The organism is Rhodophyticola sp., assembly GCF_965284195.1.
Classification (GTDB): domain Bacteria; phylum Pseudomonadota; class Alphaproteobacteria; order Rhodobacterales; family Rhodobacteraceae; genus Rhodophyticola.
In genome coordinates, this window is record NZ_CBDIRM010000001.1 from 2,464,813 (window position 1) to 2,489,588 (window position 24,776).

At 65.5% G+C, this 24,776-nt stretch carries 16 protein-coding genes; 6 read left to right on the top strand and 10 right to left on the bottom strand.

Translation table 11 applies throughout. The features are described from left to right. The first annotated feature begins 2 nt into the window (after positions 1-2). Together ACQ651_RS12260 and ACQ651_RS12265 are read left to right on the top strand one after the other, a co-directional pair. A complete protein-coding gene (locus ACQ651_RS12260) occupies positions 3-1,739 on the top strand; it encodes an ABC transporter ATP-binding protein (RefSeq protein WP_430449420.1) in 1,737 nt (578 codons plus the stop codon). 4 nt (positions 1,740-1,743) lie between these two features. Then, positions 1,744-4,881 carry an alpha-mannosidase gene (locus ACQ651_RS12265; protein WP_430449422.1) on the top strand — a complete coding sequence of 1,046 codons (3,138 nt, stop codon included), beginning with the start codon at positions 1,744-1,746 and terminating at the stop codon, positions 4,879-4,881. 1,203 nt (positions 4,882-6,084) lie between these two features. On the opposite strand, the gene ACQ651_RS12270 is transcribed toward ACQ651_RS12265, so the two are convergent. Then, complete coding sequence (locus ACQ651_RS12270) at positions 6,085-7,104, bottom strand: IS110 family transposase (protein WP_430449423.1); 1,020 nt, start codon at positions 7,102-7,104, stop codon at positions 6,085-6,087. 276 nt (positions 7,105-7,380) lie between these two features. Between ACQ651_RS12270 and ACQ651_RS12275 the strand changes: the two genes are divergently transcribed. Then, on the top strand, positions 7,381-8,409 hold the full coding sequence (locus tag ACQ651_RS12275) for an NAD-dependent epimerase/dehydratase family protein (RefSeq protein ID WP_430449424.1): 1,029 nt from the start codon (positions 7,381-7,383) through the stop codon (positions 8,407-8,409). Positions 8,410-8,485: 76 nt separating this feature from the next. Here the strand turns inward: ACQ651_RS12275 and ACQ651_RS12280 are convergent, their stop codons facing one another. From ACQ651_RS12280 to betI, 9 genes are all read right to left on the bottom strand, one after another. Then, entirely contained in the window at positions 8,486-9,796 is a 1,311-nt protein-coding gene (locus ACQ651_RS12280; protein WP_430449425.1) for an NAD(P)/FAD-dependent oxidoreductase, read from the bottom strand. Continuing rightward, a complete protein-coding gene (locus ACQ651_RS12285) occupies positions 9,793-10,467 on the bottom strand; it encodes a TetR/AcrR family transcriptional regulator (protein WP_375551616.1) in 675 nt (224 codons plus the stop codon). Before ACQ651_RS12285 ends, ACQ651_RS12280 begins: the two co-directional genes overlap by 4 nt. Before the next feature lie 3 nt (positions 10,468-10,470). Continuing rightward, positions 10,471-12,003 (bottom strand): trimethylamine methyltransferase family protein, encoded by a 1,533-nt coding sequence (locus ACQ651_RS12290; RefSeq protein WP_430449426.1) that lies wholly within the window; start codon positions 12,001-12,003, stop codon positions 10,471-10,473. Continuing rightward, the gene (locus tag ACQ651_RS12295; protein ID WP_430449427.1) at positions 12,000-14,405 is read right to left on the bottom strand and encodes a GcvT family protein; all 2,406 of its coding nucleotides are present in this window, start codon (positions 14,403-14,405) and stop codon (positions 12,000-12,002) included. The genes ACQ651_RS12290 and ACQ651_RS12295 overlap by 4 nt, the downstream gene beginning before the upstream one ends. 93 nt (positions 14,406-14,498) lie before the next feature. Further along, positions 14,499-15,527, bottom strand: coding sequence for an ACP S-malonyltransferase (locus tag ACQ651_RS12300; RefSeq protein ID WP_430449428.1), 1,029 nt, complete (start codon positions 15,525-15,527; stop codon positions 14,499-14,501). Beyond that, positions 15,524-17,713, bottom strand: coding sequence for a thiamine pyrophosphate-dependent enzyme (locus ACQ651_RS12305; protein WP_430449429.1), 2,190 nt, complete (start codon positions 17,711-17,713; stop codon positions 15,524-15,526). Before ACQ651_RS12305 ends, ACQ651_RS12300 begins: the two co-directional genes overlap by 4 nt. Before the next feature lie 184 nt (positions 17,714-17,897). Further along, positions 17,898-19,556 carry a choline dehydrogenase gene (gene betA / locus ACQ651_RS12310; RefSeq protein ID WP_430449430.1) on the bottom strand — a complete coding sequence of 553 codons (1,659 nt, stop codon included), beginning with the start codon at positions 19,554-19,556 and terminating at the stop codon, positions 17,898-17,900. 9 nt (positions 19,557-19,565) lie between these two features. Then, on the bottom strand, positions 19,566-21,023 hold the full coding sequence (gene betB, locus ACQ651_RS12315; protein ID WP_430449431.1) for a betaine-aldehyde dehydrogenase: 1,458 nt from the start codon (positions 21,021-21,023) through the stop codon (positions 19,566-19,568). A 134-nt stretch (positions 21,024-21,157) separates the two neighbouring features. Next, positions 21,158-21,745: a choline-binding transcriptional repressor BetI gene (gene betI, locus ACQ651_RS12320; RefSeq protein ID WP_430450328.1), complete on the bottom strand. Its 588-nt coding sequence runs from the start codon at positions 21,743-21,745 to the stop codon at positions 21,158-21,160. A gap of 79 nt (positions 21,746-21,824) precedes the next feature. On the opposite strand from betI, the gene choX reads away from it, so the two are divergent. From choX to choV, 3 genes are all read left to right on the top strand, one after another. Next, positions 21,825-22,751, top strand: coding sequence for a choline ABC transporter substrate-binding protein (gene choX, locus ACQ651_RS12325; protein WP_430449432.1), 927 nt, complete (start codon positions 21,825-21,827; stop codon positions 22,749-22,751). Between the two features lie 99 nt (positions 22,752-22,850). Continuing rightward, a complete protein-coding gene (gene choW, locus ACQ651_RS12330) occupies positions 22,851-23,744 on the top strand; it encodes a choline ABC transporter permease subunit (protein ID WP_227287820.1) in 894 nt (297 codons plus the stop codon). Beyond that, entirely contained in the window at positions 23,741-24,769 is a 1,029-nt protein-coding gene (gene choV / locus ACQ651_RS12335) for a choline ABC transporter ATP-binding protein (protein ID WP_227287808.1), read from the top strand. Before choW ends, choV begins: the two co-directional genes overlap by 4 nt. The last annotated feature ends 7 nt before the right edge of the window (positions 24,770-24,776 follow it).

Consider the following 24,776-nt stretch of genomic DNA (forward strand, 5'->3'; position numbering starts at 1 on the left):
TCATGAACGTGCTCGACATCAACGATCTCTCCATCGACTTTCCCACCTCCAAGGGGGTGGTTCACGCGGTCTCGCATTTCTCGCTGTCGGTCCCGAAGGGCCGCCGCGTGGGGTTCATCGGCGAATCCGGATCGGGCAAGACGACCACCGCGCTGGCCGCGATGCGGATGCTGGCGGCGCCGGGGTTCGTCGCGGGCGGATCGATCCGGCTGAACGGGGTCGGCGGCACCGATCTGCTGGGCCTGAGCGACGAGGAGATGCGCCGCGTGCGCCTGCGCAAGATCAGCTATATCCCGCAAGGCGCGATGAATTCGCTGAACCCGGTGATGCGGGTCGAGACCCAGATCTGGGACGGGATCGTCGCCCATGAGGGCCATGTGGAGCCGGGCGAGCTGCAACGCCGGTCGCGCGAGGTTCTGGCCGGTGTGGGGCTGGAGCCCCATGTGGGCCAGCTTTACCCCCATGAGCTTTCGGGCGGCATGAAGCAGCGGGTCTGCATCGCCATCGGCGTTTGCCTGCAACCCGATCTGATCATCGCCGACGAGCCCACCAGCGCGCTGGACGTGATCACCCAGCGCCATGTGATGCAGACCCTGCGCGAGGTGCAGGACAAGATCGGCGCCGGGCTGATCCTGATCGGTCACGACATGGGGCTGATGGCGCAATCGGTGGACGATCTGGCCGTGATGCGGCTGGGCGAACTGGTGGAGTTCGGAGATGTGCGCCAGATCCTTGAAAACCCGCGCCATCCCTATACCAGAGAGCTGATTTCAAGCGTTCCGCTGGTGGGCGGCGACAGCTTTCTGGACAGCACGCCGCGCGCACCGGAGGTGCAGACCGACACCGGCGCGCCGCCGCTTCTGGAATTCCGGAACGTCTCCCGCCGCTATGGGGCGGTGACGGCGCTGCATCCGATGTCGTTCCGGCTGGACGGGGCGGTGCCGCAGATCATCTCCATCGTGGGCCAGTCGGGTTCGGGCAAATCGACGATGGGCGGGCTGATGCTGGGGTTCAACACGCCGTCCACCGGGGAGGTTCTGTTCAAGGGGCAGGATATCAACGCGCTGGGCGGGGCGGCGGCGCTGACCTTCCGCAAGGAGGTTCAGGCGGTCTTTCAGGACCCCTATGCCTGTTTCAACCCGTTCTACCGGGTCAACCACGCGCTGAAATTCCCCTTCAAGCGCTTCGGGCTTGCCCGCGACGAGGCCCATGTGACCACCGCGATGGAGGAGGCCTGCGTTGCGGTGGGGCTTGATCCGTCGCTGGTGCTGAACCGCTATCCGCACCAGTTGTCGGGCGGGCAGCGGCAGCGGCTGATCGTGGCCCGGGCGCTGATGCTGTCGCCCAAGCTGCTGATCGCGGACGAGCCGGTATCGATGGTCGATGCCAGCCTGCGCGCGACGATCCTGAAAAACATCCATGACCTGAAGGACAAGCACGGCATCTCGATCCTGTATATCACCCATGATCTGGCCACGGCCTATCATGTGAGCGATTACGTGATGGTGCTTTATCACGGCCATGTGGTGGAGGCGGGCCCGCCGAAGGAGGTGATCGGCCACCCGCAGCATGCCTATACGCGGCTGCTGATCGACTCGATCCCCTGGCCGGACATGGATCGCGACTGGGGCTCGGCCGCCGATGCGCGCGCCGATCTGGAAGAGCTGGACCGGATCAGCCAGCGGCCCGAAACCGTGTATCGCGGCGATGTGCCGGGATTTCATCTGGCGCAGGCCTAGGCGGATGACCCACAGCCTGCGCCTGACCGCAGACAAGATCGCGCAGCGGCTGCGCCTGATCCGGGCCAAGGAGGCGCGCGCGCGGGTGCCGATCGACCGGTTCGTGATGGAAACCCTGCCCGATGCGGCGGCAATGCCCGATACCGGCGTGATGGCCTGCGCGGCGGAGGGGCCGGTGCTGGACTGGCACAGCTACTGGGGCGGGCAGGATCTGCATTTCGTGCTGCGCTCGCGGTTCACCGTGCCGGAGGGCTGGACGCATCCGGCGCTGCATCTGCCGCTGGGCGTTGCGGGCGATATCTTCACCCATCCCGAGGCGCTGGTGTACGTGGACGGGCGGCCCGTCGCCTCGGCCGACCGGTATCACCATACGATCGATCTGGCCCCCGGGCTGGCCGACGGGCAGCCTCACGACCTGCTCTTGCATGGCTGGACCGGGCTGACCGGGTGGCCGCCCGACCCCACGGACCGGTCGCAACTGTTCATGCGCGACTGCGCGGTTGTGGATCTGGACCCGGCCCTGCAGGAGTTCGTGACCCTGGCGGAGGTGGCGCTGGAGGTGGCGCGCGAGCTGCATGACGACCGACCCGAGAAACACGGGCTGCTGAGCACGCTGGACGGCGCGTTTCTGGAGCTGGACACGCGCGACCCGATGGCGGAGGCGTTTCGCGCCTCGGTCCCCGCCGCGCTAGCCCGGCTTGCCGAGGGGATCGCGCGGGCGGGCGCGCCGCTCGATGTCCGCCTGCACGGGATCGGGCATGCGCATATGGATGTGGCCTATCTGTGGCCCATCGACCAGATCCGGCAGAAGAATGCCCGCACCTATGCCAATGTGCTGCGCCTGATTGAGAAGCATCCGGAGTTCATCTTCTCCCACTCGCAGCCGCAGCTTTACGCGTGGACCGAGACCGATTTCCCCGAGATGTTCGCCGCGATCAAGGCCCGCGTGGCCGAGGGGCGGTGGGAGGTTCTGGGCGGCATGTGGGTGGAGCCGGACGCGAACATGCCGGGATCGGAGGCGTTGGTGCGCCAGATCATGCTGGCACGCGCCTGGGTACGCGCGCATCTGGGACCCGGCGCGGAGACGCCGGTGTTGTGGCTGCCCGACACGTTCGGCTTTCCCGCCTGCCTGCCGCAGCTGATGAAACAGGCCGGGCTGAAATGGTTCGTCACCAACAAGGTGAACTGGAACCAGTACAACCAGATGCCCTCCTCCACCACGTGGTGGGAGGGGATCGACGGCAGCCGGGTGCTGGCGCAGTTTCTGACCACCCCGCGGGAGGTCCAGCATCTGCCCTTCCCCACCAATTACAAATCCGACCTGAGCGCGGCCGAGGTGCTGGGGACCTGGCGGCGGAGCACCTCGAAGGACGGCGTGCACGATCTGATGATCTGCTATGGCTACGGCGATGGCGGCGGCGGGCCGACCGACGGGCTGATCCGCAAGGCGCGGGCCTATCGCGCGATCCCCGGCGCGCCGCGGCTGACCCCCGGCACCGTGAAGGGCTATTTCGAGACGATCGAGGCGCTGCCGGGCCGGTTGCCGGTCTGGCGGGGGGAATTCTATCTGGAGGGGCACAGGGGTGTGCTGACCTCCCAGGGGTGGATCAAGCGCGCCAACCGACAGGCGGAGGCGCTGCTTCACGATGCGGAGTTTCTGGCCGCGCTGGCGGTGCTGGCGGGCCACGACGCCCCCGACCTGTCCGAAGCGTGGCGGCTTTTGCTGCTGAACCAGTTCCACGACATCCTGACCGGCACGTCGATCCCGGAGGTGTTCGTCGATGCCCGCAAGGATCACGCAAGGATCCGGGATCTGGCGGGCGCGGCGCTGCGGCAGGCCGCCCGCCGGCTTGGCCCGGGCGCGGAAGAAACCGGGACCGGGGCGGGGTATCTGCTGGTCGATGGCGCGCCCTTGCCCGCGCCGCGCCAGATCGTTCTGGACGGTATGGAAGGCGCGGTGGATGCGGCGACGGGCACGCCCCTGCCCTGCCAGCGGGTGGCGGACGGGCTGCTCGTCTCGCTGCCGGCGGCGGGGGGCTATCGGCTGACCCCGGTGCGGCCCGGCCCGGCCGCGCGCGTGGAGGAGACGGGGCTCACCGTGTCGGAGGCGGGCGGCTGGTTCACCATGGAAAACCGCTTTCTCCGCCTCAGGATCGGCCCGGACGGGATGCTGCACGGCATCCGCGACCGGCAGGCCGACCGCGAGGTTCTGCGCGAGGGCGCGCGGGGCAATCAGCTTCAGGCCTTCGAGGACCGGCCGATTTCATGGGACGCCTGGGATATCGACATCTTCTTCGAGGAACGTGGCGAGGTGGTGGCGGACCTGACCCGGCTGGAGATCGTCGAGACCGGCCCGCTGCGCGCGGTCATCGCGCTGGAACGGCGCTGGCGGCAAAGCGTGATCCGCCAGCGCATCGTGTTGCGCCATGACAGCCGCCGGATCGATTTCGAGACGGATGTTGACTGGAACGAGACCCATTTCCTTCTGAAAGCCGCGTTTCCGGTGGCGATCCGTGCGGCGCAGGCGACCTATGACATCCAGTGGGGCCAGATCGAGCGGCCCACCCACCGCAACACCTCCTGGGACGCGGCGCGGTTCGAGGTACCGGCGCAGAAATGGGCCGATCTCGGCGAGGCGGGATACGGCGTGGCCCTGCTGAATGACGGGAAATACGGCTATGACGTGCAGGACGACGTGCTGCGCCTGTCGCTGATCAAATCGGCCACCATGCCCGACAGCGGATCGGATCAGGGGCATCACCGCTTCACCTACGCGCTGCTGCCGCATCCGGGCGACTGGCGCGACCATGTCCCGGCGGAGGCCTATGCGCTGAACCATCCGCTGCGGGTTCTGCCGCTGCCGGGCGGCGGGACCGCGCGGATGCCGGTCAGCAGCGCGGCGCCCAATGTGGTTCTGGAGACGCTGAAACCGGCAGAGGACGGGCGCGGCGTGATCCTGCGGCTCTACGAGGGCCATTGCCGGCGCGGGCCGGTGGTGCTGGACCTGGACGCCACGATCGGCGCGGTCGAGCGCTGCGGCCTGCTGGAGGAGGAGTGCGAGCCGCTCCCGCTGGCCGGTGGCCGGGTGGAACTGACCCTGCGGCCCTATGAGATCGTGACCCTGCGGCTGATCGCCGGATGAACGCGGGGCCGCGCCCCCCGGCGCGGCCGATCAGGGGAGACGGGCCCCTCCCCGGCGCTCGGACGGAACGGCCCCGGCGTGAAACGCGGCGGGTGGGCGCGCCTGCTCCGCATGTCCGATGGCGGTATCGTCCGGCAGGCGGCTGTGCGGGGGCTTGGCGCCGAATCCGAGGTCGGCTTTGAGCCCATGTTGACCTCACTTCGCGATGCAGCCAATGTCGGCTTTTACGTTCCAGGGTTGTCGGATGGGTTCACAGAGTTTCAGCACCGGATATGTTGCCGCGTTGGTGTCGGCGTTTTGGATTTGGAGTAATCCTATTCAAGCACAGAGTTTGGTCCAAGACTTTGAGCATCTTTTTGAGCGTTGCCGCATTTACGTCGAAACAAATTCGGCTTTTGATAGCGGAGGTCTTCAGAGGCGTGATGTAGCAGATAATCACGCACGTGATTGGGGCGTGTCTTCGGCACAGACGGGTTGGTTCTCACCGGGGTCAGATTTGTACGTTGTTCTCACTGAATGGACTTCTGAAGACGGTACTGTACGGCACCTTTGTAGTGTTAGACTTGCCGAAGAGTATTTTTTGCTGGGGCCAGTTGATCAAGCGCTGCTACTTCGACGGTTTCTGTTGAAGCAAGTAGAGTTAATCAGTGCCGGGACTCACGAGATCGACAGGATGCTTTCGCCAATACCGCCTGTCGTAAACGCCGGATTCCTTCTGTTGGACAGGAACCCAAACGGGTGCATCGTAAGTAATAGCTTTGCATTCTCGCCGGACGGATCGTTCTTCTCGGCAACGTCGGGGGAAAAAGCAGTGGAGCGCTGCGAAGCGAATTAGTCGCGTGGCACCTACATTTTCGACCAGTCTCAAGCAGACATTTGACGGAAAAATTCGAAAGGCAGCTTCGTCCCGCTCTGCCGACCTCGGGCTGCGCATCGATCTCGCGGGCGCGGCGAACGGCTTGTGTGGATGGCTCCTGCATAGCAAGTCCTTTTTGATCTGATTTGTGCATTTGTCAGAAGCAGTCATGTGTCCGGCCTGTTTGCGCGGTTTTGACCGCTGGCCCTGATGGGTTCCGCAACCCAGGTCCCTAACAGCTTCGCGGGCTATGATGCCCGGGCCATTCGGCCGGGTGTCCTGGTTTTGGCGGCTGACTTATGCACCATCACATCGCAGGTCTTGCTAACTCTTTGTTCCTTCTGCCGTTATACTGTTCGCGGGTTGTAAGGTTCGTTGCGAGTTAGCACCGCCCAGACGATCCGGGCCGTCTTGTTCGCCATGGCTACGGTGGCAACGCGGGCTGGTTTGCGTTCAAGCAATGACGTCAGCCATTTGCTGGCACGTTCCGGGTGCGACCGTGTTTGTCGGACAAGTGATGTCATGCCCACGACAAGCAGTGATCGCAAATACTGGTCGCCCATCTTTGTGATCCGCCCCAGCTTCTCTTTGCCGCCGCTGGATTTGTTTGCGGGGGTCAGACCCAGCCAGGCAGCAAACTCTCTGCCGTTTCGGAACTGATGCCCGTCGCCGATACTAGCAATGATCGCGGAAGCCGTTACCGTCCCAACGCCAGGGATCGTGCGCAACAAGCGGACACGCGCATCTTCTTTAGCGACCTGCTTCAGGCGATCTTCGTACCACCGAACACGCCTGTGAAGAGCCATGAGCTGTTCGGACAGGTTGCAGACCACCTCATTGGCGATGTCTGGCAAGTCGAGGATTTCGCCCAGGGTGATGTCTTCGGCAAACCCGATCACGCGGGCCAGCCCTCTTGGAATGTAAACGCCAAACTCGGCGGCCAGACCACGCAAACCGTTGATCAATTGCGTCCTTTGACGAACAAGAAGGTCACGCGCCCGGTGCAGCGACAGCAATGCTTGTTGCTCAACCGTCTTGATAGCCACAAAACGCATTGTCGGTCTGGTTACGGCTTCGCAGATCGCCTCAGCATCAATAGCGTCTGACTTCCCGCGTTTGACATACGGCTTCACATATATCGGTGGGATCAGTCGAACCTCGTGACCCAAAGCGGTGAGTTCACGGGCCCAATGATGCGCACTGCTGCAGGACTCCATACCAATCAGACAAGGCTCTAAGTTCGCGAAGAAAGGCAGAAACTGCGTCCGCCGTAGGGGCTTGTTGAACACCACCGCTTCAGTCGCAGTGATCCCATGGACTTGGAAAACGTTCTTGGCCAGATCAACGCCGATTGTGGTAACTTGCATGGGGTGGCTCCTCTCATAAGCAGATTTTTGACACCTGCACTATGGCGCATTGCGACGCCGGTTGGAGCAGGAGCCATCCACCCCATCAGGTTCGGTGAAGCTGCACTGCGGCGCGGTCTGGCAATATGAATGGCAGGAATGGGCCGTGTGCGGCAGCCCCTTGGGCCTTGATGCTAAAGGATGCTGCGCCCGCTCCTAGGTCTGGTACGAGCCCAAAATTGACCTAGTCATCGAGCAATGGTAAGCTGTCACTTACCATTTGTTGGAGATTGCAAAATGCGATGCCTCGTCGTCGGCGGCACTGGATTCTTGGGCGGTGCAATTGTGAATGCCTTGGCCTCAGATGGTCACAGTGTATCGATACTCTCGAGGGGCAAAACGGTTTCCAACGTCGCCCCGGACGTCGAGATTATCAGGGCAGATCGATATGAAGACTTGACGGCTGTGCAGGGCCGGCAGTTTGACTGGGCATTCGACACGTGCGCTTACACCCCAGCATCCGTGGAACGTCTCTTGATTGCACTTGGCAAAGATCTGAGCCGCTACATTCTGATTTCTTCTGTATCGGTCTACGGGACCTTTGCCGAAGACGGTCTCAGCGAGACAGCCACCGTGCCAGATGCATCGGCGGAGGATCATGAAAAAGCTGCCAGTCTGCCACGTGAAAACCGTGCTTCCGCGTTTGCCTACGGGACTTCTTATGGGCCACTAAAGCGCGCTTGTGAACAAAAGGCTGAAGAGCAGTTAGGTGAGCGTGCAACGTCCCTTAGGGTTGGCCTGTTGGTTGGTGCAGGCGACTACACTGATCGTTTGACTTGGTGGGTACGGAGGCTGGACGAAGCCAAAGGAGAACGGAAGAAAGTGCCTGTACCGGCTCCTCTAGATCGCCTCGTTCAGATGATTGATGTCAGAGACGCGGCAAACTTTGCATTGCGGTGCGCAAGTGACGATCTTTCGGGCATCTGGAATGTTACAGGGAAGCCGATTTCGCTTCACGAAGCGCTTATCGAAATTGCGAGAGTAATTGGGTCAGAAGCAGAGTTTGTTCCCGTTGAGGAGGAAAGGATTGTGAAGGCGGAAATTTCGCCTTGGACGGATGTTCCTCTCATGGCGCCGCCGACACCTCAGTTTAAGTACTTCCTTTCAATCGGGACAACAAAGGCACAGGCGGCTGGCCTCGTTTGTCGACCGTTTCCCGATACGATCACGCCTCTTCTTGATTGGGACAGGGCGCGCAGAGATGTAAACCTCAAGTGTGGCATGACACCGGATCAGGAAGCCCTGCTCCTAAAAACAGGCAGATAGCGAATGGCAGCAAAGTCCCGCATTGCCTCCCCTTTCAATATATACCGCCGGTTTCCAGCGGGCCGGGCGGGCGGTCTCAGCCGAGGACCGAAAAGCTGCTTTCGGCGTTGATGTCGCGCTTGCGGGAGTAGAAGCCCACGTCGATCTCGCGCCCGATATAGGGCAGCGTGAAGCGGAGCGGCGCGGCGTCGTGATCCGCCCCGCCCTCGCAGTACTCCACGAGTGCCGCCATCATCTTGCCCGCGATCGGCGCGTTCTTGTACTGGTTTCCGCTCGTGCCGCAGGCCATGTAGAAGCCCGGCAGGCAGGAGCGGTCGTAGATCGGGATCCAGTCGGTGGAGGCGTCGTAGAGATCGACCACGCCGCGGGTCCGCGACGGGATGCCGAGCGAGGGCACCCGCTGGGCGTAGCGCATGGCCTGCGTCGTCCACTGATCGGTGAAGGCGCGATTGTAATCGGTGTCGCTGTCGGCCCAGTCATGGGGGTCGCAATCGGGGTCTTCCGAGCCGATCAGGATGTGATTGCCCTGTTCGGGGCGCACGTAGCAGGCGATATCGCTGTCGGACACGATGCAGCCGGCGGTCTCGAAATCGAACCCGGCGGGCGCGGGGACATGGGCCACCTCCTGACGGAGCGGGCGGGTCCGGATCGTCATGTCGTCAAGCACGCCGGCCATCGCATTGATCCGGGCGGAGCCCGGGCCCGCCACATTGACCACCACGGGCGCATCGACCCGGCCCCCATCCGAAAGCGTCACCCCCGCGACGCGCCCGTTCTTCCGGGCGATCCCCGCGACCTCCACCCCGGTCCGCACCTGCGCCCCGTGCAGGCGCGCCGCCGCCAGCAGGTTCTGCGCGCTGAGCGCCGGATCGGTCACATAGCCGCCATTGGGCCAGAAGACCGCCCCGTCCATGCGCCTGCCGTTCGGCTGCCCGAAACCGGGATCGTCAAGGCGCTTGGCAGGCGCGAAACTGTCCATCGCATAGATCGGCAGACGGCGCTGGACCTCTTCGGCGGTCAGTTCCTCGAACGGGCAGCCAAGCTCGGCGGAGTAGCGCATGTGCCGGGCCAGATGGCCATTCGCCTCCGTCTTCATCACCAGGCATCCCACCTCGCGGAACCGGGCCAGATCGGTGCCCTCGGGCAGGCCCAGATAGGCGGCCCAGTCGCGCCAGTAGTGGTAGCCTTCCCAGGCGAAGGCCGTTCCGTCGAAGGTGGAATAATGCATCCGGATGATCGCGCAGGATCCGGCGGTGGAGCCGTGACCGGCCTGGGTGTTGCGGTCCAGCGAGAGCGTCTTCCAGCCGGCCTTGGACATCTCGAAGGCGATGGCGGCGCCGATCACCCCGGTGCCGATGATGATCGCGTCGGGCTGGCGTTCGGTCATGAGGTCTCTCCCTGATCTATCCGGCGGGCATAGGCGGTGAAATCGGCGATCTCCGCGGGCTGCGCGTGGCGGCCGGTGAACACATAGAGGTACATCGGCACGAGGCGCAGGCGGTCTTCCACCGGTTCGCGCAGATCGGCATCGTTATAGCCGATCTGCATGTAATAGAGCACGCGCGCGCGCGTCAGCGCCTCCAGCGGGTCGTAGCCGTGGCGGGTGAACATCGCGGTCAGCGCATCGAGGCGGAGCGCCTCGGAGCGGTCGAGCACCCGGCGCACCGCACCGGAGCGGCGGGCCCAGTCGCGCACTGCGAAGTCGAAGGCGATATCGAACAGCGCCGGGTTCACCACCGCGCGGAAGACATTGCAGACCGCCGCGGTGATCGTGGCGGCCTCGGCACCCGCGAGATCCACCAGAGCCGCGGTATTGGTCTTTTCCCAGTGATCCAGAAGCGCATCGAGCAGATCCTGACGGGAGGTGAAGTACCAGTAGAAGCTGGACCGAGACACGCCGAGCCGGTCGCCGAGCGCCAACACCTTCACCTGCTCCACCCCGTCGCTGACCAGCGCGTCGAGGGCGACGTTCAGCCAATCCTCCCGGGTGACCTTCACATTGCCGATCAGGGGTTCCTTGCTTGGATCGTCGCGGTGCAGCGGACGGGCACGGACCATGGCTCAACTCTCCGGCGGGGCGCCGCCCAGGGCGCTCTGGTGGCGGATATAGGCCTGCATCGCGGCCAGCCTGTCGGGATCCGTCGCGGGCGGGGTGAAACCGGCGAGCCGGTCCTGCCAGATCGACGTGGCGCGGGTATTGGCGTCAGGCGCGCCGCGGTCGCGCCATGTCCCGAAATTGGACCGCTCGGCCAGAAGCGGTTCGTAGAATTCCGTCTGGTAGCGCGCCATGGTCTGGCCGGCGGCGAAGAAATGGCCGCCCGGATGCACCTCGGCCAGGGCGTCCAGCCCGATCTCGGCATCGCCCGCCATCGTCTCGGCGCATATCTCGGCCACCATTTGCAGCACCTCCAGATCGGTGATCAGCTTTTCGTAGGACAGGGTCAAGCCGCCCTCAAGCCATCCCGCGGCATGGATCACCACGGTGGCCCCCGCCAGCAGGCAGCCCCAGAGGCCGAACTGGGTTTCGTTGGCGGCCTGCGCATCGTTGGCATTGGCGGCCGAACCGCTGGCACAGCGCCAGGGCAGCCCGATCCGCCGGGCCAGTTGACCGGCTGCGAGCGAGGCCTTGGCATGTTCCGGCGTTCCGAACGCGGGCGCACCCGATTTCATGTCCACATTGGAGGTGAATGTGCCGTAGCAGACCGGCGCGCCCGGCCGGATGAGCTGCGTCAGGGTGATCGCGGCCAGCGCCTCCGCATGGCTGAGGGTGATGGCGCCCGCCACGGTGATCGGCGCCATCGCCCCCATCAGCGTGAAGGGCGTGACGATGGAGACCTGACCCGCGCGCGCGAAGTCGATCAGCCCCTGGGCCATGGGCGTATCGAGCGTGCGCGGGGAATTGGTGTTGATGATCGTGTAGCAATGCGGGATCGCGCGGAACCCGTCATCGGAAAGACCCCGGAAATCACGCAGCATTTCAAAGCTTTGGTCCACCTGCGGACTGCCGCGCGAGAACACGAAGGGCAGCTTGTCGCTGAGCGTCAGCTGCGCCTCCATCGTGGTGTAGTGGCGCAGATGGACGGGCGCGTCCTGCGGCTCGATCAGGGGCGGCATCATGTGCAGAACGTCGAAGGCCTGTGTCAGCATCGTCAGTTCCCGGTAGTCGCGGATCGTACCGGGCCGCCGGCCGCGCAGCAGGTCGGTGGCGTGCGGCGCCCCCGCGCCGGGCTGAAAGATCAGATTGCCCGGTTCCAGTGTCAGATCCCGGTCGCGGTGGCCGGCCCTGACCGGGATGGACCGGGGCGCGGTTTCCAGCGCGGCAGCCACGATATCCCGCCCGATGAAGACCATTTCGGTTGCGTCATCGACCTTGGCCCCACCCGAGCCGAAGGCCCGCCGCGCCTCGGGCAGCAGGACCTTCATGCCAAGCGTTTCCAGCACCGTCAGCGCGGCCTCGTGGATCGCCTCGATCCGGTCGTCGGAAAAGACGCGCATCGGCGGGAACGGGTTTTTCAGATGGCGATAGTCAACCTTGCGCCGCGGCGGGTCCGAGCGGGCGGCCTCCCGCCCCCGCCTGAGGCCCCTGCGGGTCATCCGCGCATCGCCTTGCCGGCCGGATCGTAGGGCGACGGCGCGATGACCCGTGCGGGGCGTTCGGCGCCCACCACATGCACGCTCAGCGGCGTTCCGACACCGGATCTGTCGCAGTCGACCAGGGCCATGGCGAGCGATTTGCCGATATGGTGACCGTAGCCGCCCGAGGTGACGAACCCCACCTTCTCTCCCCTGGTCCAGACCGGCTCGAACCCGCTGGCATCGGCATCCGCCGCGTCGATCTCAAGGGTCACCAGCACCTGGGCCGGGCCGTTGCCATCGCGTTCCGCAAGCGCGGCCTCCCGGCCCAGAAAACCGGGCTTGTCCCAATCGATCCAGCGGTCCATGCCCGTCATGCCAGGGGTGTAGCCCTGGGTGAATTCGGCGTTCCAGATGCCGAAGCTCTTTTCCAGCCGTGTGGACAGCATCGCGTTGAAGCCGCATTCGCGGAGCCCCTGCCCGGCGCCCGCCTCCAGAAGCGTCCGGCGCAGCACCGCATGATCGCCATAGCGGCAGTTGATCTCGAAACCCAGTTCGCCGGTGACCGACATCCGTGCGACGCGGGCCCGGATCAGCCCGATATCGGCGGCCATGCAGCCCATGAACGGCAGGCCGGAGATATCGGTTTCCGCGACCTGTCCGAGCACGGCGCGGGACCGCGGCCCGGCAAGCGCGAAGCCGCAGATCTCCTCCCCCAGATCGCGGATTGCCACACCCTCGGCGAGATGGTCCCGGAACCAGCGCATGTGCCACGCGCGCAGGTAATAGCTGCCCATGATCCACCAGCTGCCATCGCCCCAGTTGAACACGGTCAGATCGCCCTTGAGCCTGCCGGTTTCCGACAGCATCGGCGCCAGCCGCGCCCGGCCCGGCGCAGGCAGTTTCGCGGCAAGCATGCGGTCGAGCCAGCCCTCGGCATTCGGCCCGGTGACTTCGTAGCGGGCGAAGCCGGTGATATCGATCAGGCCCACGGCCCCGCGGATGGCCCTGCATTCCGCGGCCACGATGTCATGAGCGTTGGAGCGCTTAAGGCTGGGCGTTTCGCTGAACCCGGCGGGCGCGAAATAGAGCGGCACCTCCAGATCCCAGCTTACGCCCCATTGGCAGCCCGCCGCGGTCATCGCGTCATGGGCGGGCGCGGTCTTGAGCGGGCGGCCCGCCGGAAGCTGCTCGTTCGGGTAGGTCATCACGAACCGGCGGGAATAGAACTGCCCGGTGGTTTCGCGGATATAGCGCCGGTTCTGCGCGTAGGGGCCATAGCGCGCCACATCCATCGGCCAGGCGTCGGCCTCGGGCTCTCCGTGGATCATCCATTCGGCCAGCGTCTTGCCCACGCCGCCCCCTTGCAGGAAGCCCGCCATGACCGCGCAGGCACACCAGTAACCCGGTTTGCCCGGCACCGGGCCGACCAGCGGGTTGCCATCGGGCGAGAAGGTGAAGGCCCCGTTCACCCATGTCTTCACGCCCACCTCCTGCAGGACGGGGTAGCGTTCGAAGCCCAGTGTCAGTTCCCGTTCGATCCGGTCCGTGTCTTCCTGAAACAGCTCCATCCCGTAATCCCACGGCGCGCCGTCCATCGCCCAGTGTTCATGGTCGATCTCGTAGATCCCCAGCAGCACACCCTTCTGATCCTGTCTGAGATAGGTGAACCCTTCGAGATCCACGGTCATCGGCACCTCGAAGGCGAGATCTTCCAGCGCCGGGATCGTATCGGAGATCAGGTAGTGGTGCTTGAGCGGGCTGACCGGCAAGTCGATGCCCGCCATCCGGCCAAGCTGCTTGGCCCAGAGCCCGCCCGCATTGACCACATGTTCGCAGGTCACGGTGCCCTTGTCGGTGACGAGGTGCCAGCCGTCGCGCGTCTGGATCAGATCCTCCACCTTCGTGTGCTCGAAGACGGCGGCCCCGCGTTTCCGGGCCGCGCCGGCATAGGCATGCACGGTGCCGGTGGTGTCGAGATACCCCTCGCGGTCGGCCCACATGCCGCCAAGAAGGCCCTCGGCGGACATGATCGGATTGAGCGCCACCGCTTCCTCGGGTGTCACGAGGCGGCAATCCTCGATGCCGATGGACTGAAACACCCGATAGGCCGATTGCAGCCATTCCCACCGGTCGGGCGTGCCCGCCATGGTCAGACCGCCGGTCATGTGCAGGCCGATATTCTGGCCGCTCTCCTCCTGAATTTCCTCCAGCAGGTCGATCGTATAGGCCTGAAGGGCCGCCATGTTCGGATCGGCGTTCAGCGCGTGAAAGCCGCCCGCCGCGTGCCAGGACGACCCCGCCGTCAGCACCGAGCGTTCCAGAAGACAAACATCGGACCAGCCGAATTTCGCCAGATGATAAAGCACCGATGCGCCGACCACGCCGCCGCCGATGACGACGACCCTGTAATGGGATTTCATGGGCACATCTCCCCCTCGCGCCGCTGTCCGGAACGACGCTACGCAGGGATCGGGACCCTGTCTAGACAGAATTGTCCAGTTCTGCTTTCGGGGTCAGACCACCTGTTTGCGCTGATCCTCGCGGCCCATGGCGATCAGCAGCGGCGCTTCGGCCTGCCGGGACTCGAACGCCGCCTTGTCGGTGAGCCCGCGCCAGTCACACGCGACAAGCGATTGCGCGACCGCCCCGCCAAGCGTGGTCCCCGGCCCGGTGACGATGAAGAGATCGGGGGCGAACTCCCGGGCTGCGACGGTGATTGCGCGCGTGAAATCATAGGGTTCGGTGATCTGGTGGCCCAGTGTGTAGGACCAGAGCGCGGCGGTGTCGGTCGCCTTCGGCCACCAGATCGCGCCGCGCCCGTCGATCAGCGGCGCGCTGGGCTGGGTGAACATATCAGGGGGCAGGGCCGCTCGGCCCCGTTCGGCGACCGGCGCCTGCATGTCGGTATGGAAGGCGGCGTGATTGGGCAGGCGCAGGGGCGCCGGGCCATCGGGCGGCACGGCGGCCTCGAACGCGGCGAGGCCATCGGCATCTCCGGCCAGAACCAGCATGCCGCCCAGATCGATCGACAGCGCCAGCCGATGACCCTTGCGCCCGTCGATCCGCGATACCAGAGCCAGAAGCTCGGCCCTGCGCGCGGGATCCGGGCGCCAGTCCTCCCCCACGACGGGATAGACCAGTTGCAGCCCGATCGACGCGTCCTGCATCAGCCGGCCCATGGTATTGACCACCCGGAAGCCGTTTTCGGCGCTGAGCGCACCGCCCGCGGCCAGCGCGATGTACCAGCCCATGGAATTGCCGGTGACCGCCACGATCTCGATATCGGGTGCCAGCGACAACGCATCGGCATAGGCGCTGGCATAGATCAGGGGGGAGGCGATGTCGCCGCGCGTGTGTGTCACCGGCTGAAAGCGGGGCGCGCCATCAAGGGCGGTGACCGGCGCCTGCCCCGCTTCGGCGCGGATCGCATCGAACCGCGCAAGCAGCCCGACCTTGTCGCCGTGATGGCGGGCGAGATACCCAAGCTCCGCCTTGTTGTAGGTGCCGCGACCGGGGCAGACCAACACCGCGCGCCGGGTCATCGGGCCGCTCCGGCAAGGGCGAGCGCGGCCCTGACGATCCCGTCGGCGGACGGCATGGTGGCGGCGTAGGCGGGCCCGGTGGCGATGAAACTGTCCTCCGCCGTGAGTCGGGCGAAGGAGGGTGTTCCGGCCTCCGCCAGGGTCGCCATCAGCGCCTCGGCCACGCCGCCGGACCGGCGGGTTTCATCGACGACGAGTACATGGGCGCAATCGGCAACCGCCTCCACCAGGGCGGCTTCCGGCAGGGGCGAAAGCCAGCGCAGATCGATCACCCGCGCGTCAACGCCCTGATCCAGAAGCTTTTTGCGGGCCTGCAGGGACAGATAGGCGCCGTTCCCGAAACTCACGATGGCCAGATCGGTGCCGGCGCCATGCTGCCCCGGCAGGCCCAGACCGATCCGCAGATCCGGCGCGGGATAGGTGCCCATCCATGCCCCGTCGCCGGGTTCGTGCAGATCCCGCATCGGATAGAGCGCGATGGGTTCGAGGAAGACGACGACCCGTTGCTCCTCCCGGGCGAGCCGGACGCATTCGCGGAGCATCTGCACCGCATCTTCGCCATTCGACGGGCATGCGAGGATCAGCCCCGGGATATCGCGCAGAACGGCCACCGAATTGTCATTGTGGAAATGCCCGCCGAACCCCTTCTGATAGCCCAGACCCGCGATCCGCAGCACCATCGGGTTGGTGAACTGGCCCCGGCTGAAGAAGGGCAGCGTCGCGGCCTCTCCCCGGAGCTGGTCTTCGGCATTGTGGAGATAGGCGAGGAACTGGATCTCGGGCATCGGAAGAAAGCCGTTCTGACCAAGACCGATGGCGAGGCCCAGAATGGATTGCTCGTCCAGCAGCGTGTCGATCATCCGGTCGGCGCCGAAACGCTGGTGGAGCTTCTGGGTGACGCCATAGACGCCGCCCTTGCGGCCCACATCCTCGCCCATCAGCACGATCTCGCGGTGCTCCAGCATCAGATCGGTCAGCGCCCAGTTGAGCAGGCGCGACATTGGCTGGGGCGTGTCGAGTTGTTTCAGATCGGCCCCGAAAGCGGCGGCGCGCGCCGCCGGCGTGGGGCCGTTGGTGGGGCGGCAGGCCCGTTTCGGCGGGATCAGGCTGGCCATCACATCGCGGGCGGTTTCAAGCCGGGGGCGGGTCACGGCATCGGCCGCGACCGCGTCCACGCGGGCGCAGGTCTCCTCATAGATCGCCAGAGCATCCGCGCGGGTCAGCGCGCCCGCCGCGTCGAGCAGGCGGACGGAATGCAGCAGCGGGTCGTTCGCCTCCTCCGCCTCGACATGAGCTTTCGGGAGATAGGTCGTGGGCAGATCGGCACCCGCATGGCCGTAAAGCCGGACCATGTTCAGATGCAGAAAGGCGGGTTTGCGGCGGCGGCGCACATAGGCCGCAGCCTCCGCGGCGACCTGCGCGGTGTCGTAGAGGTCAAGCCCGTCGGCGGCGAAATAGCGGATCCCGGGACGATGCATCATCGAGGCCGCGACCCAACCTTTGGGGGTCTGGGTGGAGATGCCGATGCCATTGTCTTCGCAGACAAAAAGCAGGGGCAGCGGGACCGACTGGATGGCGGTCCAGCCAGCCGTGTTGATCGCGCCCTGCGCGGTGGAATGATTGATCGAGGCGTCGCCGAAGGAGCACATGGCAATCGCATCATCGGCCAGCATCCGGTGTTCCGGCGGGTGACGGCGGGCCAGCCCGATGCCATAGGCGGCGCCCACGGCCTTGGGCAGATGGCTGGCGATGGTCGAGGTCTGCGGCGGGATCATCAGCGCCTTGGAGCCCAGAACCTTGTGCCGCCCGCCCGAAATCGGATCCTCGGAGGAACAGGCGAAGCTGAGCAGCATGTCCCAGGCGATGGACTGGCCCGGCACCTGATCGGCGCGGGCGATCTGAAACGCCGCATCGCGGTAATGGAGGAAGGCGATGTCGTCGGGGCGCAGCGCATGGGCCACGGCGGCCATGCCTTCATGGCCCGACGAGCCGATGGTGTAGAAGCCCTGCCCGGCCTTCTGCATCGCGCGGCTGGTGCGGTCGAGCGCGCGGCTGAGCACCTGCGCGCGGTACAGGCGGACCGCGTCGGGCCCGCTGAGCGCACCGTTGGGGGCGGCCCCCGGCGGCAGATCGCCGGAGCCGACCCGGTTCAGGAAATTCTGATGAACGATCTCGGCGCGATCCATGCCTGCCCCTCCGCTTGCTGCGGCGACGTTACCGCCGCGGCGCGGGGGATGGAAGCCGCGCCTTGCGCGCCCGGCGGCTTCGCATGCCCGGGCAGAGCCCCTGCCCCCGGCCGTGGCGGAAGAGGACGGTTTTTCACGACAGCGCAAAGCCTTACTGGGGCGCATAAGGCGCCGTGGCGAGCAGCTAGCGCTGCGAACCGGTCCAGTCCGGATGCATCCACGGCACCATGTTGGAGGCCGGCAGGGGCGGCTTGCCGAGGATATGATCGGCCGCCTTTTCACCCACCATGATCGACGGGGCGTTCAGATTGCCGTTGGTGATCTGCGGAAAGATCGAACTGTCGGCCAGCCGCAGACGATCCACCCCGATCACGCGGGTCTCCGGGTCGACCACCGCCATCGGATCGTCGGCCCGGCCCATCCGCGCCGTGCCGCAGGGGTGATAGGCGCTTTCGGCGTGTTCACGGATGAACCCGTCAAGCTCCTCGTCGGTCTGCAGGGCGGCGCCGGGCTGAATCTCGTGCCGCACGAAGGGGGCGAAGGCCTCCTGCGCGAAGATCTCCCGGGTCAGGCGGAGGCATTGGCGGAACTCTGTCCAATCCTGCTCATGGGACATGTAGTTGAAGGTGATTTTCGGGGCCTCCGCCGGATCTGCGGAGGCAAGCCGGACATGGCCCCGGGAGCGGCTGCGCATGGGACCGACATGGGCCTGAAACCCGTGGCCTTCGGAGGCCGCCCGCCCGTCATACCGGACCGCCATGGGCAGGAAATGGTACTGGATATCGGGGTAGTCGATTCCCGCGCCCGAGCGGATGAACGCCGCGGATTCGAACTGGTTCGACGCCCCGAGGCCGGTTTTCGTCAACAGCCATTGCGCCCCGATCACCGCCTTGGAGATCAGGTTCCAATAGCGGTAAAGCGTGATCGGCTGGCGGGAGGCGATCTGGAAATAGACCTCCAGATGATCCTGCAGGTTCGCGCCCACGCCGGGCCGGTCGGCGACAACCGGGAGCCCGTGTTCGGCCAGATGCGCCGCCGGCCCGATGCCGGACAGCATCAGAAGCTTGGGGGAATTGATCGACGAGGCCGCGACGATCACCTCGCGCCGGGCGCGCACCAGCTCGATGGCGCCGCCGCGCGCCACCTCCACGCCCACGGCGCGGCCCTCTTCGATCACGACCCGGCGGGCTTCGGCCCGGATCAGATCGCAGTTGGGACGCTTCAGCGCCGGCCGCAGATAGGCATTGGCCGCCGACCAGCGCCGCCCGCGCCAGACGGTCTGCTCCATCGGGCCGAAACCTTCCTGCTTCTCGCCGTTGTAATCGTCGGTCGTCTGATAGCCGGCCTGCCGCCCGGCCTCGACAAAGGCGTGGTAGAGCGGGTTCCGCCGCGGCCCGCGGGTGACGTGCAGCGGGCCGTCGGTGCCGCGCCATGCCCGGTCGCCATCGCGGGGGCCGGGATGCCAGTGCTCCATCCGTTTGTAATAGGGCAGCACGTCGGCATAGCTCCAGCCTTCTGCCCCCATCTCGGCCCAAGTGTCGAAATCGCGGGCATGACCGCGCACATAGACCATCCCGTTGATCGAACTGGAGCCGCCCAGCACCTTGCCGCGCGGCGTGGCGAGGCGCCGGTTGTTCAGATGCGGCTCGGGTTCGGAGCGGTAGCCCCAGTCATAGCGGGCCATGTTCATCGGATAGCTGAGCGCGGCGGGCATCTGGATGAACGGGCCCGCATCGGTGCCGCCCGCTTCGATCAGCAGAACGCTGGCGCCCGCCCCGGACAGGCGATAGGCCATGGCGCAGCCAGACGAGCCGGCGCCCACGATAACAAAATCCGCTTCCATGTCAGTGCCTTAGAAAGGAGCCTCCACATCGTTCATCGCGATGTAGACGGTCCGTGTCTGGGAGTAATGATTGAGCGCCTCGGCCGAGTTTTCGCGCCCGAGGCCGGAGGCCTTGACGCCCCCGAACGGCGCCTCCACCGGGGCCAGATTGTAACAGTTCACATAGCAGGTTCCGGCCTCGAAGCTTTGCACCACACGGTGGGCGCGGGTGATATCCCGGGTGAAGACACCGGCGGCGAGGCCGAATTCGGTCTCGTTCGCGCGCGCGATGACCTCCTCCTCGGTTTCGAAATCGAGTACGCTGAGAACCGGGCCGAAGATCTCCTCCCGGGCGATGGTCATCCCGTCGGTGACATCGGCGAAAACGGTGGGCGCGAGGAAGTACCCCTCGCGATCAAGCCGGTGGCCGCCGGTCACAAGTCGCGCGCCTTCCTGCTTGCCGCTCTCGATATAGCCGAGCACGATGTTCATCTGCGCCTCGGACGCCATCGGGCCGAAGCTGGTGGCCTCGTCCAGCGGGTCGCCGATCACCGCACCGGCCAGCCGCTCGGTCAGGCGGGCGAGAAACGCATCCCTGATCCCGGATTGCACGAAGACCCGCGTGCCGTTGGAGCAGACCTGCCCGGAGGAATAGAAATTGGCCATGATCGCGCCGGAAACGGCGTTTTCCAGATCCGCGTCGTCGAAGATGACAAGGGGGGATTTGCCGCCCAGTTCCATGGTGACGTGCTTCATGCCCGCCGCCGCGGCCGCATAGACCCGGGTGCCGGTCGGCGCGGAACCGGTGAGCGACACCTTGGCCACGCGCGGATCGGTGGAGAGCGCCGCGCCCACGGGCCCGTAGCCCTGAATCACGTTCATCAGACCGGGCGGGGCCCCCGCCTCGGTCAGGATTTCGGCGATTTTCAGGGCGCAGAGCGGGGTGGTTTCGGACGGTTTGAAAACCATCGCATTGCCGCAGGCAAGCGCGGGCGCGGTTTTCCAGCAGGCGATTTGCGTGGGGTAGTTCCATGCGCCAAGGCCCGCGCAGACGCCCAGGGGCTCGCGGACAGTATAGGCGAAATCGCCGCCGGGAAGCGGGATATGCCGGCCCGTCATGGTGGCCGCATGGGCCGCGAAGTATTCCAGCGCGTCGGCGCCGGATGTGGCGTCGGCGACCAGCGTTTCCTGAAGCGGCTTGCCGGTGTCATAGGTCTCCAGCACGCTGAGATCGCGGTTGCGCGCGCGCATGATGTCGGCGGCCCTGCGCAGGATGCGGGACCGCTCCGCCCCGCTTGTCCGGGCCCAGAGCTTCTGCGCCGCCTGCGCGGCCTCCAGCGCCTGATCGACGATGGCGGGCGTCGCGGCGTGAAGCGTGCAAAGGGTCTTGCCCGTCGCCGGATAGATCACCGGGATCGGGTCGCCGGAGGTGTCCTCCACATAGGCGCCGTTGATGTAATGGCTGGCTTCGGGCGGGGTGAAGCGCATGGCGGGTCCTTATCCTCCTTGCAGCCGGGACTGCGTTTTATCTTTGAAATCAGGTATTTGGGTGCAGGGGCGCCGGTGGCGGGAGTGCCGCCTGACAGGGGCGGCGGGCGCGGGCCTGTCTGCGGCGGCTTGGGTCATTCGCCGACCCCTCGGTCGAGCGCGGTGTCGAGATACGTCATGATGAGCGTGATCGCGTCCTCCCCGCTCAACCGCTCAGTCCCAAGCGCCTGCCGGATGTAGAGCCCGTCGATCATGGCCGCGATGCCGCGGGTCAGTTGCGCGGCGCGGGGCCCGGCAAGCTTGTGCAGATCGTGATGGAGATTGCTGCGCAGCCGCGCGTGGTAAAGCCGCAAGAGCCGCGCGGCTTCGTCAGAGCGTTGCGCCTGCACATAGAAATTCAGCCATGCGGCAACGACCTCGGGCCGGAAGTGACTGGTGGAGAAACTGGCGCGGATCACCGCCTCCACCCGCGCGCGCGGGGTTCTGGCCATGCTCAGCGCACCGCGCACCTCGGCGCCGTAAAGGGTCAGCACATGGCGCATGGCGGCGGCGAACATCTGCTCCTTGCCGCCGAAATAATGATGGGCCAGAGCGCTGGACATGCCCGCACGCTTTGCAATCTGCGCCACGGTGATGTCTAACGTGCCTACACGGCCGATCTCCACGATCGTTGCCTCGACCAAAGCAGATCGACGGAGGGGTTCCATTCCGATTTTGGGCACACTCATCTCCGTTGACAGGACAGGACGTGAGACTCGTTAATGTTGACTGACGAGTCAATCAAAAACAGGGAGTAACACAATGCTGAAACTGACGACAACCTCCGCCATCGCGCTGGTGATGGGTGCGGGCCTTGCGGCCGCCGATTGCGAGACGATCACGTTCTCGGATGTGGGCTGGACCGACATCACCGCGACCACGGCGGCAACCACCTATGTGCTCGACGCGCTTGGCTACGAGACGGATATTCAGGTGCTGTCGGTGCCGGTGACCTATACCGCGCTGGCCGCCGGCGATATCGACATCTTCCTTGGCAACTGGATGCCGACGATGGAGGCCGATATCGCGCCCTATCGCGAGGCGGGCACGGTGGACACGGTCCGCGCGAACCTTGAAGGCGCAAAATACACGCTGGCCACGAACGCGGCCGGGGCGGCCCTCGGGATCACCAGCTTCGACGCCATCGCCGCCAATGCGGACGCGCTGGAGGCCGAGATCTTCGGGATCGAGCCCGGCAATGACGGCAACCGGCTGATCCTTGACATGATCGAGGCGGATGCGTTCGGGCTGAGCGGGTTCGAAGTGGTGGAAAGCTCCGAGGCGGGCATGCTGGCGCAGGTTGCCCGGGCATCGGACCGCGACGAGCCGATCGTGTTCCTGGGCTGGGAGCCGCACCCGATGAACGCGAATTTCGACCTGACCTATCTGGAGGGCGGCGACGACTGGTTCGGCCCCAATCTGGGCGGGGCGACGGTATACACCAACACCTCCGCCGGGTTCGTGGAGGCCTGCCCGAATGTGGGCGCGCTCCTGCAGAACCTGGAGTTCACGCTGGCCATGGAAAACGAGATCATGGGGGCGATCCTGAACGATGGCGAGGACCCGCGCGATGCGGCCGAGGCGTGGCTTTCGGCCAATCGCGATGTCCTGCCCGTCTGGCTGGACGGCGTGACCACCGCAGATGGCGGCGATGCGCTTGAGGCCGTCAACGCCGCGCTGGACATGTAAACCGACATTCGGGCAGGCGCACGACCTGCGCCCGCCCAGCCGGTCCCGGCCCCCCGCCTTGGGGGCCGGGCCGGTTTTTGCGAGACCGGGGGCGAGATGCTGGACTGGATAGAAGACAACAAGATCCCCGTCGGGCGGGTCGCGGGCGGTGCGTTCGACTGGCTGCAGGAAAACGGCGCATGGTTCTTCGATGGGCTGTCGATCCTGCTGGAGGCGATGATCGACGGCATTCTGGCCGTGTTGCAGGACCCGCTGGACATCTCCTGGGCGACGGGGGCGGAGGATTACCAGCCGCTTTACAGCCCCGATCTGCATCCGTTCCTGATTATCCTGATCTTCACCGCGCTCGCCTGGCTGATCCATCGCCGCTGGCAGGTTCCGGCACTTATCTTCGCGGGCTTTCTGTTCATCCTGAACCAGGGATACTGGGAGGAAACGACCGAGAGCCTGACGCTGGTTCTGTCGGCCTGCGTGGTCTGCATGGCGGTGGGTGTGCCCATCGGTATCGCCGCGGCGCACCGGCCCCGGCTTTATCAGTTCATGCGGCCGGTGCTTGACCTGATGCAGACGCTGCCGACCTTCGTCTACCTGATCCCGGCGATCGTGTTTTTCGGCATCGGCATGGTGCCGGGCCTGATCGCCACGGTGATCTTCGTGCTGCCGGCGCCGATCCGGCTGACGCATCTGGGCATCTCGTCGACGCCGCAGCCGCTGATCGAGGCGGCGGAGGCGTTCGGGGCCACGCCGCGGCAGAAGCTGTGGAAGGTGGAACTGCCCTATGCGCTGCCGCAGATCATGGCGGGGCTGAACCAGACGATCATGCTGTCGCTGTCGATGGTGGTGATCGCGGCGCTGGTGGGCGCGGACGGGTTGGGCGTGCCGGTCGTGCGCGCGCTCAATTCGGTGAACACCTCGCTCGGGTTCGAAAGCGGGTTCATCATCGTGGTCGTGGCCATCATGCTCGACCGCATGTTGCGGGTGGAGCGGAAATGAGCGTTGCGGTCGAATTCGAAAATGTCTCCATCGTCTTCGGCGACAAGCCGGAGAGCGCCCTGCCGCTGATGGACGAGGGAAAATCGCGCCATGACGTGCAGGCGGCCTGCGGGCAGGTTCTGGGCGTGCACAATTGCGATCTGTCGGTGGAGGAAGGCGAGATCCTGGTACTGATGGGGCTGTCGGGCTCGGGCAAGTCCACGCTTCTGCGGGCGGTCAACGGGCTGAACCCCGTGGTGCGCGGCGCTGTGCGGGTCAATGACGGGGCGCAGATGGTGGATGTGACCCATGCCAATGCCGCCACGCTCCGCCGGATGCGGCAAAGCCAGATCGCGATGGTGTTTCAGCAATTCGGCCTGCTGCCCTGGCGCAGTGTGCGGGAAAACGTGGGCCTTGGTCTGGAACTCGGCGGCATGTCCGCCGCCGCGCGGCGCGAGAAGGTCGACGCGCAGCTGGAGCTTGTGGGTCTTACCGACTGGGCGGAGCGCAAGGTGGGCGATCTGTCGGGCGGCATGCAACAGCGCGTGGGTCTGGCCCGTGCCTTCGTGACCGACGCGCCGATCCTGTTGATGGACGAGCCGTTTTCCGCGCTTGATCCGCTGATCCGGACCCGTCTGCAGGATGAGCTGATCGAGCTGCAACAGACCTTGAAGCGGACGATCATCTTCGTCAGCCACGATCTGGACGAGGCGTTCAAGCTGGGCGACCGGATCGCGATCATGGAGGGCGGGCGGATCGTGCAATGCGGCACGCCCAAGGAGATCTATTCGGACCCGGCGGATGCCTATGTGTCCGATTTCGTGGCCCATATGAACCCGCTTGGCGTGCTCTGCGCGCGTGACGTGATGGTGCCGGTGGAGGGCGAACCGACGCTGTGGGTCGGCCCCGATGAGGATATCCGCCAGGTGATGGAGATGATCGGCGGGGAGGATCACCCGGTGGGCGTGGAGCAGGACGGCAAGGTTCTGGGGCAGGTCACCAAGGATCGGGTGCTGGAAAAACTGCTGGACCCGCGGGCCAGCTGAGCAGGCG